Source organism: Saccharopolyspora sp. NPDC000359, from assembly GCF_040300525.1.
Taxonomy (GTDB): domain Bacteria; phylum Actinomycetota; class Actinomycetes; order Mycobacteriales; family Pseudonocardiaceae; genus Saccharopolyspora.
The window spans coordinates 1-17,535 of record NZ_JBEPDU010000045.1; the positions used below are offsets into that span (position 1 = coordinate 1).

Here is a 17,535-nt window from a genome sequence, read left to right on the forward strand (position 1 = left end):
CTGGCTCGCGCGGCGGTCGGTCCAGGCCGCCACCGGGCGCAGCACCAGCAGCGCCAGCTTCGGCGCGAGCAGGATCACCGCCAGGGCGCACAGGACCGCACCGGCCATGCCGATGACCCGCTCGGCCGTGCTCAGCGCGGTGTCCGAGGTGGCGATGATCGCGCCCGCCCCGATGAACAGGCAGCCCAGGCCAGCCGTCGTCCGGCGGCGCAGCGCGGCCGGTGGCAGCACCGCGTCCATGCGCAGCGCGGCCAGCGGGGGAACGGACGCTGCCCGGCGCGCCGCACCGGACGCGGCCAGCACGGTCACCACGATCGCCGCCGCGTAGCCGGCGACGATCCCGATCGGCGGCACGCTGTACTGCACCGCGTCGTCGGGCTGCAACGCGCGGAAGGCGACCAGCCCGAGCCCGACGCCCAGCAGCGCGCCGAGCGTGCCACCGGCCAGTGCCAGCGCGGTGGCCTCCACGACCACGCTGCGGCGGACCTGGCCGCGGTGCGCCCCCACCGCGCGCAGCAGCGCGAACTGGCGGGTCCGCTGGGTGACCAGCAGACCGAAGGTGTTGGCGATGACGAAGCTGGCCACCAGCAGCGCGACCGCGGCGAACGGCAGCAGCTGGGCCAGCGTGTTCTGCGCCGTGGTGTTCGCCGCCCGCTGGGACTCGGCGACCACGTCGGCGCCGGTGAGCACCTCGGCGCGGTCGCCGAGCAGCTGCCCGGCAGCGGTCTTGGCGGCCGCCGGATCGGTGCCGGGGGCGGTGCCGAGCTCGATCCGGGTGAACCGGTCGCCGAACAGCTGGACCGCGGTGGCCTGGTCGTAGGCGACCGCCGGGACGTTCTCCGCAGGGCCCTCCTCGCGCTGCCCGAGCGGGCGGTAGTCGAAGGTGCCGACCACCACCGGGTGATCCTCGCGGCCGTCCGGCAGCAGCACCCGCGCCTGCTGGCCGAGCTGGACCTGCGCGGTGCGCAGCTGATCCCGGCCCACGGCGACCTCCCCGGCGTTCTGCGGCGCGCGGCCTTCGCGCAGCACGAACCGGCCGGTGTCGTCCCAGTTCGTCGCGGCGCGGTCGTGCCCGATCGGGACCAGCTTGCCGTCGGCGGAGACCAGGCCCGCCCGCCCGGAGACGACGGCGGTCGAGGACACCACGCCGGGCAGCTCGCCGAGCCGGTCCCGGTCGGCGGGGGTGAACTCGGGCTCGTCGCCGCTGCCGCGCGCCACCACCCCGACGTCGCCGCGGGCGTCGCCGCTGGACAGCGTCTTGGCCAGCGAGTCCGACACCACCCAGCTGGCGACCACGAAGGCGACACCGGAGGCGATCGCCACCAGCGTCATGGCGACCCGGGCCCGGTGCCCGAACAGGTCGCGCAGCATCGCGCGCAGCATCAGACGGCCCCCTTCTCCAGCGACTTCATCCGGTCCAGAACGCCGTCGGCGGACGGGCCGTAGAGCTCGTCGACGATCTTGCCGTCGGAGAGGAACAGCACGCGGTCGGCGTGGGCGGCGGCGGTCGGCTCGTGGGTCACCATGACCACGGTCTGGCCCAGCTCGTCCACGCAGCGCCTCAGGAACTCCAGAATGTCGGCGGAGGACTTGGAGTCCAGCGCGCCGGTGGGCTCGTCGGCGAAGACCACGTCCGGGCTGGTCACCAGCGCGCGGGCCAGCGCGACCCGCTGCTGCTGGCCGCCGGAGAGCTGGCTGGGGCGGTGCTCGAGGCGGTCGCGCAGCCCGACCGCGTCGACGATGGTGTCCACGTGCTGCTGGTCGGGGCGGCGGCCGGCCAGGTCCAGCGGCAGCAGCACGTTCTCCCGGGCGGTGAGGGTGGGCAGCAGGTTGAAGGCCTGGAAGACGAATCCGACGCGGTCCCGGCGCAGCTCGGTGAGCTGGGCGTCGGTGAGACCGGTGAGCTCGGTGTCGCCGATCCAGACCTGCCCGGAGGTCGGCGCGTCCAGGCCCGCCACGCAGTGCATGAGGGTGGACTTGCCCGAGCCGGACGGGCCCATGATGGCGGTGAACTGCTCGCGTCCGAAGCTCACGTCGACGTCGTCGAGCGCGGTGATGCGGGCATCGCCCGAACCGAACACCTTGTTCAGGCCAGCGGCGCTGACCGCAGCGGCGGAGGTTGTCATACCGGAGATCTTCCGGTCGCGCGCGCGGCCGCACGTCGGCCGAAGGAATCGGATCGGTGTCACCAAAGTTGCAGCCGCCCCCGGCCGATCGCGCCGGGTGCCGGATCGCCCCCGATCGGTAGGCTCTTCGCCCGTGGTGAGCAACGGGGAGGACGTGGCCGGCGGTCGGTTGCGGCGGCTGGTGCACGAGGCGCGGCCGGTGGCGCTGCAGCTGGCCGTGTTCGCGGGCAGCTTCCTGCCGCTGGGGCCGTCCATCGCGTTCCCGGGGTGGGAGCCGATGGGCGCGCCGAAGCTCGCAGTGTGCGCGGTGATCGGGGTGGCCTCCGCGCTGGCGGTGCGGATGCGGCCGCGGCGGACCTGGCCGCTGTTCGCGATCGCGCTGGTCAGCTGGTTGGCGGTGTCGGCCTGGCCCGCGCTGTGCGTCGCGTCCTACACCGCGGCTGCGGTCTTCCAGCGCACCAGCCGGTTGCTGGCCTACGTGGTGGTGGCCTCGCTCTCCGCCGCGCTGCCCGGGGTCGTGGCCATCGCCGCCGACCTTCCCCGGGCCAACTGGTCGTTGGAGAGCTCGCTCGGAGCGGCGGCGCTGTTCGTCGGGCTGCCGCTGATGGTCGGCCTCTGGAGCGCCGCCCGACGCCAGGTGGTGCGCGGGCTGCGCGAGCGGGCCGAGCAGCTGGAGCTCTCCCAGGCCGCCAAGCAGGAGCAGGCGCGGTTGCAGGAGCGCTCCCGCATCGCCCGCGAGATGCACGACGTGGTCGCGCACCGGGTGACGCTCATGGTGCTGCACGCCGGAGCCATCGAGGTCAACGCCCAGGACGGCGAAGTCGTCCGGGAAGCGGCGCTGATCCGCAGCACCGGCCGGGAGGCGCTGGCCCAGCTCCGCGAGGTGCTCGGGGTCCTGCGCGCCTCGCAACCGCCCGCCGAACCGGTGGCCCAGCCCAACCTGGAGGCGGTGCAGGCCATGGTGCGGCGGTCGCGCTCGGCCGGGCTCGACATCGGCATCCGGCACGAGGGGGAGCTGTCCGACCTCCCGGTCATGGTCCAGCACACCGCGTACCGGGTCGTGCAGGAGGCGCTGACCAACGCGCACAAGCACGCCGGTTCGGCCCGCACCGAGGTCCTGCTCCGGCGCCGCGACGGGGAGCTGCTGGTCGAGGTGCACAACGCCGCCCCGCGCGAGCGCACCGCGCCCATCCCGGGAAGCGGCCTCGGCCTGGTCGGCTTGCGGGAGCGCGTGGAACTGCTCGGCGGGCGGTTCCACGCAGCGCCCGGTTTCGACGGCGGTTTCACGGTGTCCGCGCGGATACCGCTGGACGCGGCCGGCTGATGTCCACAGTGGTCGGACGGCGGTGCTGTCCGAAGAGGCCTTAACCCCACGCTGAAAACGCCCGGAGGTTCGTTCCGGGCGTTTTTTCGCGCTGGCTTACGGAGGTTGACCCCCTTCGCGGCCGCTGGCTAGCTTTCGACCTCACGAGGAGGCCGTGTCACGCGGCCGCACTTCCCCGCGGGTGGGCCGGGCGCTCGACGTCCGCCGGACGCACCCGAGCACCCCCCACCTGCCGCACGCGGTTCGAAGGCGGCTTGCCGAGGAGTTCTTCCGGGAGGGAGTCGAGAGCACCGATGACGGACCTGACGCAGGCCGTGCACGCGGTGGAGCTGATCCGGGCCAGGGCTTCGCAGCGACCGGAGCAGGACGCGATCATCCGGGTCCGCGACGCCAGGGACAGGCAGGACGAGCGGCTTTCCTACGCCGAGCTGGACCGGCGGGCCCGCGCGATCGCCGACCTGCTGAGCGGTCGCTGCCGACCGGGTTCGCGGATCCTGCTGCTGCAGCCGCCGGTGGACTTCACCACGAGCTTCCTGGGCTGCCTGTACGCCGGGATGGTCGCAGTGCCCGCGCCGTTGCCGGGACGTTTCCGGCACGAGCGCAGGCGGGTGCGCGGCATCGCCGAGGACGCCGGGATCTCGGCGGTCCTCACCGATCCGGGCCACGGGGCCGAGGTCGAGGAGCTCGTCGGCGAACTGCGCCTCGACGGGGTCGAGGTGCTGGCCACCGACGGTGCCGACCTGCCCGGCGACGCCTGGTCGGCGCCCGCGATCGGCCGCGACGACCTGGCGATGCTGCAGTACACCTCCGGCTCCACCGGCGACCCCAAGGGCGTCATGGTGACCCACGGCAACCTGCTGGCCAACGCCGCGGCGCTGGCCGGTGGTCTCGGCATCGCGGAGGGCACCCGCTTCGGCGGCTGGGCCCCGCAGTTCCACGACATGGGGCTGTTGGCGCAGACGCTGCCCGCGCTGTTCCTCGGCGGCAGCTGCGCGCTGATGACCCCCACCGAGTTCATCAAGCGCCCGCACCAGTGGCTGTGGATGATCGACCGCTACGACATCGCGTGGTCCCCGGCCCCGAACTTCGGCTACGAGCTGTGCACCCGGCGCGCGGTGGACGAGGAGCTGGCGGGGTTGGACCTGTCGCGCTGGCGCTACGCGGTCAACGGTTCCGAGCCGGTGCAGGTGTCCACGATGGAGGCATTCGCCGAGCGGTTCGCGGCGCACGGCTTCCGGGCCGAAGCGTTCAGCCCGTGCTACGGGCTCGCCGAGGCCACCGTGTACGTCTCGGGGGTGGCCGACCGCGGGCCGGTGGCGGTCCGCGTCGACCCGGACCGATTGGAGCAGCACGAGTTCGTGCCCGTCACCGAGGGCGGTCGGCGGCTCGTCGCGCACGGCCCGGCGGCCGACTACGAGGTGCGGATCGCCGACCCGGTCACGGGTGCGGAGCTGCCCGGAGGGCGCATCGGCGAGATCTGGTTGCGCGGCAACAGCGTCGCGCGCGGGTACTGGCAGCGGCCGGACCAGACGGAGGCCACCTTCCGCGCCGGGCCCGGTGACGGGGAGTTCCTGCGCACCGGCGACCTCGGCACCGTCCACGACGGCGAGCTCTACCTCACCGGCCGCCGGCGCGAGGTGCTGATCATCCGCGGCCGCAACCTCTACCCGCAGGACCTGGAGCAGGAGATGCGGCTGCGGCACCCCGAGCTCGGCAGCGTCGGAGCCGCGTTCGCCGTGCCCCTCACCGGCGGTGGCAGCGAGCACGCCGTGGTGCTGACCCACGAGGTCCGGCCGAACCTGCCCGAGGACGTGCTGCGGGACCTGGCGCGGCGGATGAAGCACGAGGTCGCCGACGAGTTCGGTGTGTCCGTCGGCGGCATCGTGCTGCTGGCGCGCGGCGGGGTGCGGCGCACCACGAGCGGGAAGGTCCAGCGCGCCGAGATGCGGTCGCTGTTCCTCGCCGGGGACCTGGTCGCGCAGTTCGCCGACGTCGACCGGCGGGTGCCGGTGGCGGCCGTCGAGCAGGAGGGGATGTCGCGATGACCGCGAACGACTGTCCGACCGGCGTGCCGGTGGCGGAGTGGCGCACCTGGTTGACCGAACGCCTGGCCCGGCACCTGGAGGTGGACGCCGCCCGCATCGAGCCGGACGTGCTGCTGGCCGACTACGGGCTGGACTCGGTGCGCGCGGTGGCCCTGGTCGCCGACATCGAGCAGCGCAGCCAGCAGGAGTTCGGCGCGGACCTGGTGTGGGAGCACCCCACGGTCGCGGCGCTGGCGGAGTTCCTGGGCCGCGGAGCGAGCACACCGGATCGGTGAACGGGCGCCGGATCGGTCGTCCGAGCGGGAATGGGGCAAGGGAGCGCAGGTTGACGATGTCCGGAGTCGAGTTCGCCCTGTCGGCCGCCCAGCGGGGGGTGTGGGTCGCGCAGGAGCTGCAACCCGGCAGCCCGCTCTACCACTGCGGTGTCTGCTTCGAGATCGACGGCGCGCTGGACGCGGCGCTGCTGGCGCGGGCGGTGCGGCGCGCGGTGGCGGAGACCCAAGCCCTGCGGGTGTCCTTCGTGGACGGACCCGGCGGCCCGCGGCAGCTGCTGCACGACGAGGTGGACGCGCCGCTTCCGCTGGTCGAGCTCGACGCCGAACCCGACCCGGAGGCCGCGGCGCAGCGCTGGATGCGCGCCGACCTGGCCGCCCCGGCGGATCTGCTGGGCGGTCGGCTGTTCGGCCACGCCCTGCTGCGGCTGGCACCGGCGCGGCACCTGTTCTACTTCCGCTACCACCACATCGTCCTGGACGGGTGGGGGCAAGCCCTGCACACCCGCCGCGTCGCGGAGATCTACCGCGCCCTGGTGGCTGGCGGTGATCCCGGCCCGTCGCCGTTCGGCTCGCTGCCCGACCTGCTCGCCGAGGACGCCGCCTACAGCGGTTCGGCGGCGCACGAGCGCGACCGCCGGTACTGGCTCGACCGGTTCGCCGACGCACCGGGCCCGCTGCTGCTGGCCGGAAGCTCCGCGCAGGCGCAGCCCGCCGAGCTGCTCAGCACCGAGTGGCTCCCGGAGCAGCACGTCGACTCGTTGCTGGCGCTGACCCGCTCCGCCCGCACGCGCTGGCCGTCGGTGTTCACCGCGGCGCTGGCCACCTACCTGCACCGGATCGCCTCGGTCGACGACCTGGTGCTCGGCATCCCGATGGCCGGGCGCACCACGGCCACCGCGCTGGCCACCCCGGCCATGATGACCAACGAGCTGCCCCTGCGGATGCCCGTCCGGCCGTGGCGGGGGCTGCCCGACCTGGCCGAGCGGGCCGGGCGGGAACTGATCAGCGCGGTCCGGCACCAGCGCTACCGGGGCGAGGACCTGCACGCCGAGCTCGGCCGCTCCGGCGCCGACCTGCTGGCCGGGCCGGTGCTCAACCTGGTCACCTTCGACCAGGCGGTCCGGTTCGGGGAGCGGCCGTCGGTGGCGCGCCAGCTGTCCACCGGCCGGGTGCGCGACCTCGCGGTGCACGTCTACGGCACCCCGGACGGGGCCAGCGGGATCAGGGTCGACTTCGTCGCCAACCCGGCGCTGTACGACCACGACGAGGTGCTGGCGCACCGCGACCGGTTCCTGGACTTCCTGGGGCGGCTGCTGGACGCGGGGGACGCGCCGGTCGGCCGGTGCGGGCTGCTGGGCCCGGCGCGGCGCCGCGAGATCCTGGAGGACTGCCACGAGACGGGCGCGGCGGCGCAGCCGGTGCTGCCGGTGCGCTTCGAGGAGCAGGCCCACCGCAGCCCGGACCGCACCGCCGTGGAGTCCGAGACCGGAACGCTGTCCTACGCCGAGCTCAACGCGACCGCCAACCGGCTGGCCCGGCACCTGGTCGAGCGCGGTGCCGGTCCCGGGACGCTCGTGGCGGTGGCGCTCCCGCAGTCCGCCGACGCCGTGGTCGCCCTGCTCGCGGTGCTGAAGTCGGGCGCCGGGTACGTCCCGGTGGACCCCGAGCACCCCGCCGACCGGATCCGCCACCTGCTCGCCGACAGCAGGCCGCACCTGGTGATCAGCACCGGCGAGCTGCTGGGTGCGCTGCCGCTGGACGGGATCGCGGCGGTGGCCATCGACAACGCACCGCTGGCGCAGCACTCCGCCGCCGACCTGCTCGACACCGACCGCCTGGCGCCCCTGACCCGGCAGCACCCGGCGTACGTCATCTACACCTCAGGGTCGACCGGGCGGCCGAAGGGCGTGGTCGTCGAGCACCGCAGCCTCGACGACTACCTGGAGCACGCGGCGCGGGCGTACCCGGCGGCCACCGGCTCCGCCCTGGTGCACTCACCGCTGTCGTTCGACCTGACGGTCACCGCGCTGTTCACCCCGCTGGTCAGCGGCGGTCGGGTGCGCATCGGAGGGATGACCGAGGAGGCGGTGCGGCGCTTCGGGCGCTCGACGCTGGTCAAGGCCACGCCCAGCCACCTGGAGATGCTGGAGGCGCTGCCGGATGAGGCGTCCCCCAGCGGGTGCCTGATCCTGGGCGGCGAAGCCCTCTACGGCGGGATGCTCGAGAAGTGGCGGGCCCGGTTCCCCGACGTGCCGGTGCGCAACGCCTACGGGCCGACCGAGGCGACGGTGAACTGCGCGGAGTTCCGCCTCGAGCCCGGCGAGCCGACCCCGTCCGGCCCGGTGCCCATCGGGCGCCCGTTCCGCAACACCCGGATGTACGTGCTGGACGCGGCGCTCCAGCCGCTGCCGCCGGGCGCGGTGGGGGAGCTGCACATCGCCGGGCCCGGACTGGCGCGCGGCTACCTGGGCCGACCCGACCTGACCGCGGAGCGGTTCGTGGCCGACCCGTTCGGCGAACCGGGCTCCCGGATGTACCGCACCGGCGACCTGGCCCGGTGGAACGCCGACGGGCAGCTGGAGTTCGCCGGGCGCACCGACTCGCAGGTGAAGGTGCGCGGCCACCGCATCGAGCTCGGCGAGATCGAGTCGGTGCTGGCCGAGCATCCCGGGGTGGCGCACACCGCGGTGGTGGTGCGGGAGGACCAGCCCGGCGACCGGCGGCTGGTGGCCTACGTCGCCACCGATGACGAGGCGTTCGACGAGGACGCGCTGCGCGAGCACGCGCAGCGCGAGCTCGCCCCCTACATGGTTCCCGCCGCGGTGGTGGTGCTCGACTCGCTGCCGCTGACCCGCAACGGCAAGGTGGACCGCGGGGCGCTCCCGGCACCTGTCTACCGGGTCGGTGGCCGCGCGCCGCGCGATCCGCGGGAAGCGGCGCTGTGCGCGCTGTTCGCCGAGGCGCTCGGCGTGCCGCGGGTCGGCATCGACGACGACTTCTTCGCGCTGGGCGGGCATTCGCTGCTGGCCACCCGGGTGGCCGCCGAGATCCGGTCCCGGACCGGGGTCGAGATGTCCGTCCGGCAGGTGTTCGACACCCCCACGGTGGCCGGGATCTCGGAGTTCCTCGCCGGTGCGGCCGACACCGCTGCGGCGCCGCCCGCACTGGTCCCGCAAGACCGGCCTGCGCGGATTCCCGCTTCGCACGCCCAGCACCGCTGGTGGTTCCTCAACCGGCTCGACAGCGCGAGCTCCACCTACAACATCGCCGTTCCGCTGCGCCTGCGCGGCCAGCTCGACCGCGACGCGCTGCGCGGGGCGCTGTGCGACGTGGTGCGCCGGCACGAGACGCTGCGCACGGTGTTCGCCGAGGACGAGATCGGCCTGCACCAGGTCGTGCTCTCCCCGGAGCAGGCCCGCCCCGACCTCGACCAGGTGCGGACCGTGCGCGCGGAGCTGGACTCCGCGCTGGTCGCGGCATCGCGGTGCGAGTTCGACCTGGCCACCGACCCGCCGTTGCGGACCTGGTTGTTCACCGTCGACGACGCCCCGGACGAAGCTGTCCTCCTGCTGCTGGTGCACCACGTGGCCGGGGACGGCTGGTCGATGCAGCAGCTGGCCGCCGACGTGGCCGCCGCGTACCGGGCCCGGTGCTTCGGCCGGGCCCCGGACTGGCCGGAACTGCCGCTGCAGTACGCCGACTACGCGTTGTGGCAGCGCAGCGCACTCGGTTCGGAGACCGATCCGGCCAGCCCGCTGGGCCGCGGCCTGGCGTACTGGCGCAGCGCGCTGGAGGGCATCCCCGACGAGCTCGCGCTGCCGACGGACCGGCCGCGCCCGGCCGTCGCCTCGCACCGCGGCCAGCGCCTGGAGTTCGAGGTGCCGGCCGCCCTGCACGAGCAGCTGCGCGAGCTGGCCCGATCCACCCGGACCAGCGTGTTCATGGTGGTGCAGGCGGCGATGGCGGTCCTGCTCACGCGGATGGGCGCCGGAACGGACGTGCCGATCGGGATCCCGGTGGCGGGCCGCCAGGAGGCCGAGGTCGCCGATCTGGTCGGGGTGTTCGTCAACACGCTCGTGCTGCGCACCGACACCGCGGGAGACCCGACCTTCGTCGAACTGCTCGCCCGCGTGCGGGACACCAACGTGGCGGCCTACGCGCACCAGGACGTGCCGTTCGAGCGGTTGGTCGAGGAGCTCCAACCCGACCGCTCGCTGTCCCGGCACCCGCTGTTCCAGGTCATGCTGAGCTGGCAGAACACCTTCCGGCAGGACGGCATCGAGGCGATCAACGAGATGCCGGGGCTGCAGGTGGAGCTGCTCGAAGCGGACGCGGGCGGCGCGGAGTTCGACCTGTCCGTGGACCTCGGCGAGAACCTCACCGCGAGTGGCGACGCCGCCGGGCTCACCGGCGGAATCCGCTACAGCGCCGACCTGTTCGACCCGGACACCGCACTGCGGATCGCCGCCCGCCTGGTGCGGACGCTGGAGTCGGCGGTCGCCGACCCGGGGCGGCCGGTCAGCACCGTCGACGTCCTGGAACCCGCCGAGCGGCAGCGGATGCTGGTGGACTGGAACGACACCTCCCGCGACGCGGCGGAACTCCTCCCGGCGCTGTTCGCGCGGCAGGTGCGCAGCACTCCCGCAGCAGCAGCCGTCGAGCAGGGCGGGCGCGTGCTCAGCTACGCCGAGCTGGACGCGCGGGCGAACCGGCTGGCGCGCTACCTGATCGGCCGAGGCGCAGGGCCGGAGTCGATCGTCGCGGTGGCGCTGCCCCGCTCGCCCGAGCTGATCGTGTCGCTGCTGGCGGTGCTCAAGTCCGGAGCCGCCTACCTCCCGGTGGACCCGGACTACCCGGCGGAGCGGGTCGAGCACCTGCTGACCGACGCCCGGCCTGCGGTGGTGCTGGCCAGCTCGGGCACCGCCCTGCCCACCGGCGTGCCGGTGGAACTGGACCGGCTCGACCTGGACGGGTTCCCGGACAGCGAGATCACCGATGCCGAGCGCACTGCGGCGCTGCGGGCCCAGCACCCGGCGTACGTGATCTACACCTCGGGTTCCACCGGCCGCCCGAAGGGCGTGGTCGTGCCGCACGCGGGCATCGGCGACCTGGCGGCGACGCAGATCCCGCGGTTCGGGGTCGGCCCGGACAGCCGGGTGCTGCAGTTCGCCTCGCCCAGCTTCGACGCCTCCATCTCGGAGATCTGCATGGCGCTGCTCGCGGGCGGCTGCCTGGTGCTGCCCGACGCCGACGAGCGCGAGCCCGGTGAACCGCTGGCGCGGACGTTGCTGAACCGCCGCATCACCCACATCACGCTGCCACCGGCCGCGCTCGCGGTGCTCCCGCCCACCCGGTCGCCCGAGGGGCTGACCGTGGTGGTGGCCGGTGACGCGGCGCCCGCGGACCTGGTCGAGCAGTGGGGCGAGCGGTGCACCCTGTTCAACGCCTACGGCCCCACCGAGACCACTGTGGACGCGACCAGCTGGGCGCACCGCAGCGGGATCGGTGCCGCGGTGCCGATCGGCACGCCATCGGTGAACACGCGGGTCTACGTGCTGGACGAGCTGCTGCGCCCGGTCCCGGCCGGGGTGCTCGGCGAGCTGCACGTGGCCGGGAGCGGAGTGGCCCGCGGCTACCTCGGGCGCCCGGACCTCACCGCGCAGCGGTTCGTCGCGAACCCGTTCAGCGGTGACGGCGAGCGCATGTACCGGACCGGCGACCTGGTGCGCTGGAACCGGCGCGGCGAGCTGGAGTTCGCCGGTCGCGCGGACGACCAGGTCAAGATCCGCGGCTTCCGGGTGGAGCCGGGGGAGATCGAGTTCGCGCTGTCCGAGCACCCGGAGGTCCAGCAGTGCGCGGTCGTGGTCCGCGAGGACCGGCCCGGCGACCGGCGGTTGGTCGCCTACGTGGTCACCACCGGCGCGATCTCGGCGGAGACGATGCGCGCGCACCTCGCGGCGCGGCTGCCGGAGCACCTGGTGCCGACGGCGTTCGTGCAGCTGGACGAACTGCCGGTGAACTTCAACGGCAAGGTGGACCGGCAGGCGCTGCCCGAGCCCGACGGGGCGCGGGCCGGGACCGGGCGGGCACCGCGCGGTCCCCAGGAGGAGATCCTGTGCGAGCTGTTCGCCGACGTGCTGGGCACGACGGTGGTCAGCATCGACGACAACTTCTTCCACCTGGGCGGGCACTCGCTGCTCGGCACGCTGCTGGCCTCCCGGATCCGCTCGGTGTTCGGCGCCGAGATCACCATCCGGCAGCTGTTCACCACGCCGACCGTGGCCGGGTTGTCGGCGGTCCTGGACGAGTTCAGCGGCCGGGACCGCACCCCCGTCCGGGCGGCGGAGCGCCCCGAGCGGCTGCCGCTGTCGTTCGCCCAGCAGCGGATGTGGTTCCTGAACAAGCTGGAGGGCCCGAGCGCCAGCTACAACGTGCCGCTGGCGCTGCGGTTGCGGGGCGGGCTGGACGTCGCGGCGCTGCGGGCGGCGCTGTCCGATGTGGTCGGCAGGCACGAAACGCTGCGCACCGCGTACTTGGAGGACGAAGCAGGGCCGTACCAGGTCGTGCGCCCGCCCGCCGAGGTGGACCTGGAGGTCGTGGCGGTGTCGGCGGACCGGGTGCGGGCCAGCGTCGTCGAGGCCGCGCGGCGCGGGTTCGACCTGGCCACCGATCCGCCGTTGCGCGCCGCGCTCTTCGCCGTCGGTGGTGCTGCCGGGGAGTCGGACGAGCACGTGCTGCTGATCGTGCTGCACCACATCGCTGCCGACGGCTGGTCGCTGCCCGTGCTCACCCGCGATCTGGCCGTGGCCTACGAGGCGCGGTTGTCGGGCGGTGCCCCGGGGTGGTCGGAGATCGCCGTGCAGTACGCGGATTTCGCGTTGTGGCAGCGGGACTTCCTGGGTTCGGAGGAGGATCCGGGGAGTGTGGTGGCGGGTCAGCTGGAGTACTGGCGCACCGCGTTGGCCGGGTTGCCCGAGGAGCTGCCGCTGCCGGTCGACCGGCAGCGGCCCGCTGAGGCCTCCTACACCGGGCGGCGCCTGGACTTCGAGGTGCCCGCCGACGTGCACGCCCGCCTGGTGGAGCTCGCCCGCGCCAACGACGCGAGCTTGTTCATGGTGGTGCAGGCGGCGTTGGTGGTGTTGTTGTCGCGGTTGGGTGGGGGTGTGGATGTTCCGGTCGGGTCGCCGGTGGCGGGTCGGTCGGATGAGGTGTTGGAGGGTTTGGTCGGGTTCTTCGTGAATACGGTGGTGTTGCGGGGGGATGTGTCGGGTGATCCGTCCTTCGTGGAGTTGGTGGGGCGGGTTCGTGAGGTGGATCTGGGTGCTTTTGGGCATCAGGATGTGCCGTTCGAGCGGTTGGTGGAGGTGTTGAACCCGCAGCGGTCGTTGTCCCGGCATCCGTTGTTCCAGGTGATGCTCACCTTCGACAACACCGCCCGGGAAGGCGCCCTGGGGGCCGTCGAGCAGCTGCGGGGCCTGACCGTGGACCCGGTGGTGGTCGACACCGGCGTGGCCAAGTTCGACTTGATGTTCGGGTTCGGCGAGCAGCGGGCCCCCGACGGCGCACCGGCCGGGTTGCGGGGCATGCTCCAGTTCAGCGCCGACCTGTTCGACGACGAGACCGCCGACGGGCTGGTCGCGCGGATGCTGGCGGTGCTGGCCGCGGTGACCGCCGAACCCGAGCGCGCGGTCTCCGAGGTCGACGTCCTCCTGCCCGGCGAGCGTCGGCGGGTGCTGGAGGAGTTCAACGACACCTCCGGTGAGCAGCCCCCCGCCGAGTCGCTCGACGGGCCCGAAGCGGCGCCGCGGGCCTACTTCCGCACCCGGTCCGGCGCGATCCGGCCCGCGCGCGGCACGCGCCTGCTGGTGCTCGACGACCAGCTGCGACCGCAACCGGTCGGGGTTGCCGGCACGCTGCACATCGGTGTCGAGCCGGACCAGGTGAGGTCGGGCGCCGCCGAGTTCGTCCCCGACCCGCACGGGACTCCCGGCAGCGTGCTGCTGCGCACCGGCCGCCCGGCGCGCTGGACCCGGCGCGGCGAGGTGGAGCTGCTCGACGAGGACACCGCCGAGCCCGCCGCGGCGCAGTTCGCCCCCGTCGACCAGCTGCCGCGGACCCCGCAGGAGGAGATCCTGTGCGGTCTGATCGCCGACGTCCTCGGCGCCGACCGAGTCGGCATCCACGACGACTTCTTCGCCCTCGGCGGGCACTCGTTGTCCGCGACGATCCTGGCCGGTCGGATCAGGTCGGTGCTCGGCGTGCACCCGCCGATCAAGCAGATCTTCGAGACCCCGACCGCGGCGGGGCTGGCCGCAGCGCTCGCCGCCCTCGGGGACACCGGCGCGCCCGCCACCCCGGTGACCGCGGTGCGGCCGCGACCGGCGCGGGTTCCGCTGTCGTTCGGCCAGCGGCGGTTGTGGCTGCTGCACCAGGTCCAGCCGGGCGCGGCCTACAACGTGCCCGCCGCGCTGCGGTTGCGGGGCGGGCTGGACATCGCGGCGCTGCGGGCGGCGCTGTCCGATGTGGTCGGCAGGCACGAGTCGCTGCGGACGGTGTTCACCGAGGACGCCCGCGGCCCGTACCAGGTCGTGCTGGCACCCGGCGCGCTGGAGCTGGACCTGCCGGTGGTGCAGCTGCGGCGCGAGGAGCTGGACGCCGTGCTGCAGCAGGAGGTCCGGCACCAGTTCGACCTGGCCGCCGAGCCACCGCTGCGGGTCCGGCTGTACGAGCTGGCACCGGACGAGCACGTGCTGTTGCTGCTGATGCACCACATCGCGGTGGACGGCTGGTCGCTGCCGATCATCGCACGCGACCTGGCCGCGGCGTACGAGGCGCGGCTGTCGGGACGTTCGCCCGCCTGGCCGGAACTCGCTGTCCAGTACTCCGACTACGCGTTGTGGCAGCGGGACTTCCTGGGTTCGGAGGAGGATCCGGGGAGTGTGGTGGCGGGTCAGCTGGAGTACTGGCGCACCGCGTTGGCCGGGTTGCCCGAGGAGCTGCCGCTGCCGGTCGACCGGCAGCGGCCCGCTGAGGCCTCCTACACCGGGCGGCGCCTGGACTTCGAGGTGCCCGCCGACGTGCACGCCCGCCTGGTGGAGCTCGCCCGCGCCAACGACGCGAGCTTGTTCATGGTGGTGCAGGCGGCGTTGGTGGTGTTGTTGTCGCGGTTGGGTGGGGGTGTGGATGTTCCGGTCGGGTCGCCGGTGGCGGGTCGGTCGGATGAGGTGTTGGAGGGTTTGGTCGGGTTCTTCGTGAATACGGTGGTGTTGCGGGGGGATGTGTCGGGTGATCCGTCCTTCGTGGAGTTGGTGGGGCGGGTTCGTGAGGTGGATCTGGGTGCTTTTGGGCATCAGGATGTGCCGTTCGAGCGGTTGGTGGAGGTGTTGAACCCGCAGCGGTCGTTGTCCCGGCATCCGTTGTTCCAGGTGATGCTCACCTTCGACAGCAGCGGTCGGCATTCGGCGCTGCGGGCGGTGGACGGCATGCCCGGGCTCTCGGTCACCGGTCTGCCCACCGACACCGGGTCGGCGAAGTTCGACCTGGCCGTGGAACTGCGCGAGCAGCGGAACCCGGATGGCACCCCGGCGGGCGTGGAAGGCGTTCTGCAGTACAGCGCGGACCTGTTCGACCACGACACCGCAGTGGCCCTGGCCCGCCGCTTCCGCCGCGTCCTGGAGCAGGTCTGCGCGGATCCGCACCAGCCGGTCGGCTCCGTCCAGCTGCTCTCCCCGGAGGAGACGACCGAGATCCTGGACTGGGGCAGGGCCCCTGCCGTGGTCGCCGAGCTGTCCGAGGAGGGCACCGAGGTGCGCGGCTGCTACGTCCTGGACAGCGCCCGGAACCTCGTGCCCCGAGGTGTGGTGGGCGAGCTGTGGGTGACCGGCGGCGCGGACGGCGAACCCGATCCGTTCGGCGGACCGGACGCCCGCATGCACCGCACCGGTCGCCGTGCGCGCTGGACCCGGGGCGGCGTGCTCGACCTCGTCGCGGATCCCGTCGCGCCGACCGCACCGGAGGGCGGCACCGGCCGCGCGCCGAGCGGACCGGTAGAGGAGCAGCTGTGCCGGTTGTTCGCCGAAGTGCTCGGGCTGCCGGAAGTGGCTGCCGACGCCGAGTTCTTTGCCCTGGGCGGGGACAGCATCCTGTCCATCGAGCTGGTCGGCCGCGCCCGCCAGATCGGCCTGGTGCTGCCGTTGCGCGAGGTCTTCGAGAAGCAGACCGCCGAAGCCCTCGCCCGGGTCGTCTCCGAATCCCGGGCCGCGGCCCCGGCCGACGTCGGGACCGGTCCGGTGCCGCTGACCCCGATCGGGCACTGGCTCGCCGAGCAGCGCGGACCGGCGGAGCACTTCACCCAGTCCCAGGTGTTGCGGGTGCCCGCCGGTCTCGACCTGGACGCGCTCGTCGCGGCGTGGCAGGCGGTCTTGGACCGGCACGATGCGCTGCGGATGGTGGTGGACCTGCGGGTCGAGCGGTGGGAGCCGCAGATCCCGGAACCGGGCTCGGTCCCGGCCGCGAGCTGCGTGCGGCGGATCGAGCTGGCCGAGGCCGACGAGACCGCTCGCCGCGAGGCGCTGCTGGCGGAGGGCACCGCCGCTCGGGAGCGGATCGACCCGGCCCGCGGGGCGATGCTCCAGGCGGTCCTGTTCGACCGCGGCCCCGACGAACCGGGCCTGCTGCTGGTGGTGGCGCACCACCTGGTGATCGACGCCGTGTCGTGGCGCATCCTGCGCTCCGACCTGCAGGACGCCTACCGGCGGGCTGCGGCCGGTGAGCAGCCGGAACTGCCCGCGGTGGGCACCTCGCTGCGGACCTGGGCGCAGGGGTTGGTCGAGCAGGCCAGCACCCCGGCGCGCGCGGCCGAGTCCGAGTTCTGGTCTCGCACCCTGGACACCCCGGACCCGCTGCTCGGCGCCCGCGCGCTGGATCCGGCGCAGGACACCAGCGGCAGCGCGGAGCGGCTGACCCTGGACCTCGGGCCGGAGGTGACCGAGGCCGTGCTGACCGCGGTCCCGGCGACACTGCGTGCCGGGGTGGACGAGGTGCTGCTGGCCGGGTTCTCCCTCGCGGTCGCGCGGTGGCGCCGACGGCGCACCGGCACCGAGCACACCGAGCTGCTGCTGGACCTGGAGGGCCACGGCCGGGAGGAGGACCTGCTCGGCGCGGACCTGTCCCGGACCGTCGGGTGGTTCACCAGCCTGCACCCGGTGCGCCTGGACCCCGGCCGGTTCGACGCCGACGAGGTGCTCGCCGGTGGTCCCGCGGCCGGTGACCTCGTGCGGCACACCAAGGAGCAGCTGCGCGCCTTCCCGGACCACGGCGTGGGGTTCGGGATGCTGCGCTACCTCAACCCGGACACCCGCGAAGCCCTCCGCCGTCCGGCGTCACCGCAGATCGCGTTCAACTACCTGGGCCGGTTCCCGGTCGGGGCGACTGCGGACTGGGACCTGGAGATCGGCCTCGACACCGGCCCGGACCAGCACCCGGACCGGGCGCTGGCGCACCTGCTGGAGATCAACGCCGCCACCGCGGACGGCGACGGCGGGCCGCGGCTGGTGACCGGCTGGACCTGGCCGACCGGGGTGCTGACCGGGGCCGAGGTGACCGAGCTGGCCGAGCTGTGGTTCGCCGCCCTGGAAGCGCTCGCGGCGCACGCCGCGCGGCCGGACGCCGGCGGGCTGACCCCGTCGGACGTGGCGCTGGCCGACATCGGGCAAGCCGACATCGAAGACCTCGAAGACGAACTGCGTGCCGAGTGGGGGAGCTGA

General features: G+C 73.8%; 6 protein-coding genes. 4 read left to right on the top strand and 2 right to left on the bottom strand.

Annotated features, from left to right (window positions below; genetic code table 11):
- Both ABT324_RS25465 and ABT324_RS25470 read right to left on the bottom strand, forming a co-directional pair.
- On the bottom strand, positions 1–1,383 hold a 1,383-nt coding region (locus ABT324_RS25465; RefSeq protein WP_351182585.1), incomplete at its 3' end, for an FtsX-like permease family protein.
- The gene (locus ABT324_RS25470) at positions 1,383–2,126 is read right to left on the bottom strand and encodes an ABC transporter ATP-binding protein (protein ID WP_150068745.1); all 744 of its coding nucleotides are present in this window, start codon (positions 2,124–2,126) and stop codon (positions 1,383–1,385) included. The genes ABT324_RS25470 and ABT324_RS25465, both read right to left, overlap by 1 nt.
- 133 nt (positions 2,127–2,259) lie before the next feature.
- Between ABT324_RS25470 and ABT324_RS25475 the strand changes: the two genes are divergently transcribed.
- The 4 genes from ABT324_RS25475 (at position 2,260) to ABT324_RS25490 (ending at position 17,535) form a co-directional block, all read left to right on the top strand.
- Complete coding sequence (locus tag ABT324_RS25475; protein WP_351182587.1) at positions 2,260–3,450, top strand: sensor histidine kinase; 1,191 nt, start codon at positions 2,260–2,262, stop codon at positions 3,448–3,450.
- Positions 3,451–3,743: 293 nt separating this feature from the next.
- Complete coding sequence (locus ABT324_RS25480) at positions 3,744–5,495, top strand: fatty acyl-AMP ligase (protein ID WP_351182589.1); 1,752 nt, start codon at positions 3,744–3,746, stop codon at positions 5,493–5,495.
- Positions 5,492–5,770, top strand: coding sequence for an acyl carrier protein (locus ABT324_RS25485; RefSeq protein WP_150068742.1), 279 nt, complete (start codon positions 5,492–5,494; stop codon positions 5,768–5,770). Before ABT324_RS25480 ends, ABT324_RS25485 begins: the two co-directional genes overlap by 4 nt.
- 56 nt (positions 5,771–5,826) lie before the next feature.
- Positions 5,827–17,535: a non-ribosomal peptide synthetase gene (locus ABT324_RS25490; RefSeq protein ID WP_351182591.1), complete on the top strand. Its 11,709-nt coding sequence runs from the start codon at positions 5,827–5,829 to the stop codon at positions 17,533–17,535.

Coding starts and splice junctions, on each gene's coding strand:
- ABT324_RS25470 (WP_150068745.1), bottom strand. CDS start 2,126: ATGACAACCTCCGCCGCTGCGGTCAGCGCCGCTGGCCTGAACAAGGTG.
- ABT324_RS25480 (WP_351182589.1), top strand. CDS start 3,744: ATGACGGACCTGACGCAGGCCGTGCACGCGGTGGAGCTGATCCGGGCC.
- ABT324_RS25485 (WP_150068742.1), top strand. CDS start 5,492: ATGACCGCGAACGACTGTCCGACCGGCGTGCCGGTGGCGGAGTGGCGC.
- ABT324_RS25490 (WP_351182591.1), top strand. CDS start 5,827: ATGTCCGGAGTCGAGTTCGCCCTGTCGGCCGCCCAGCGGGGGGTGTGG.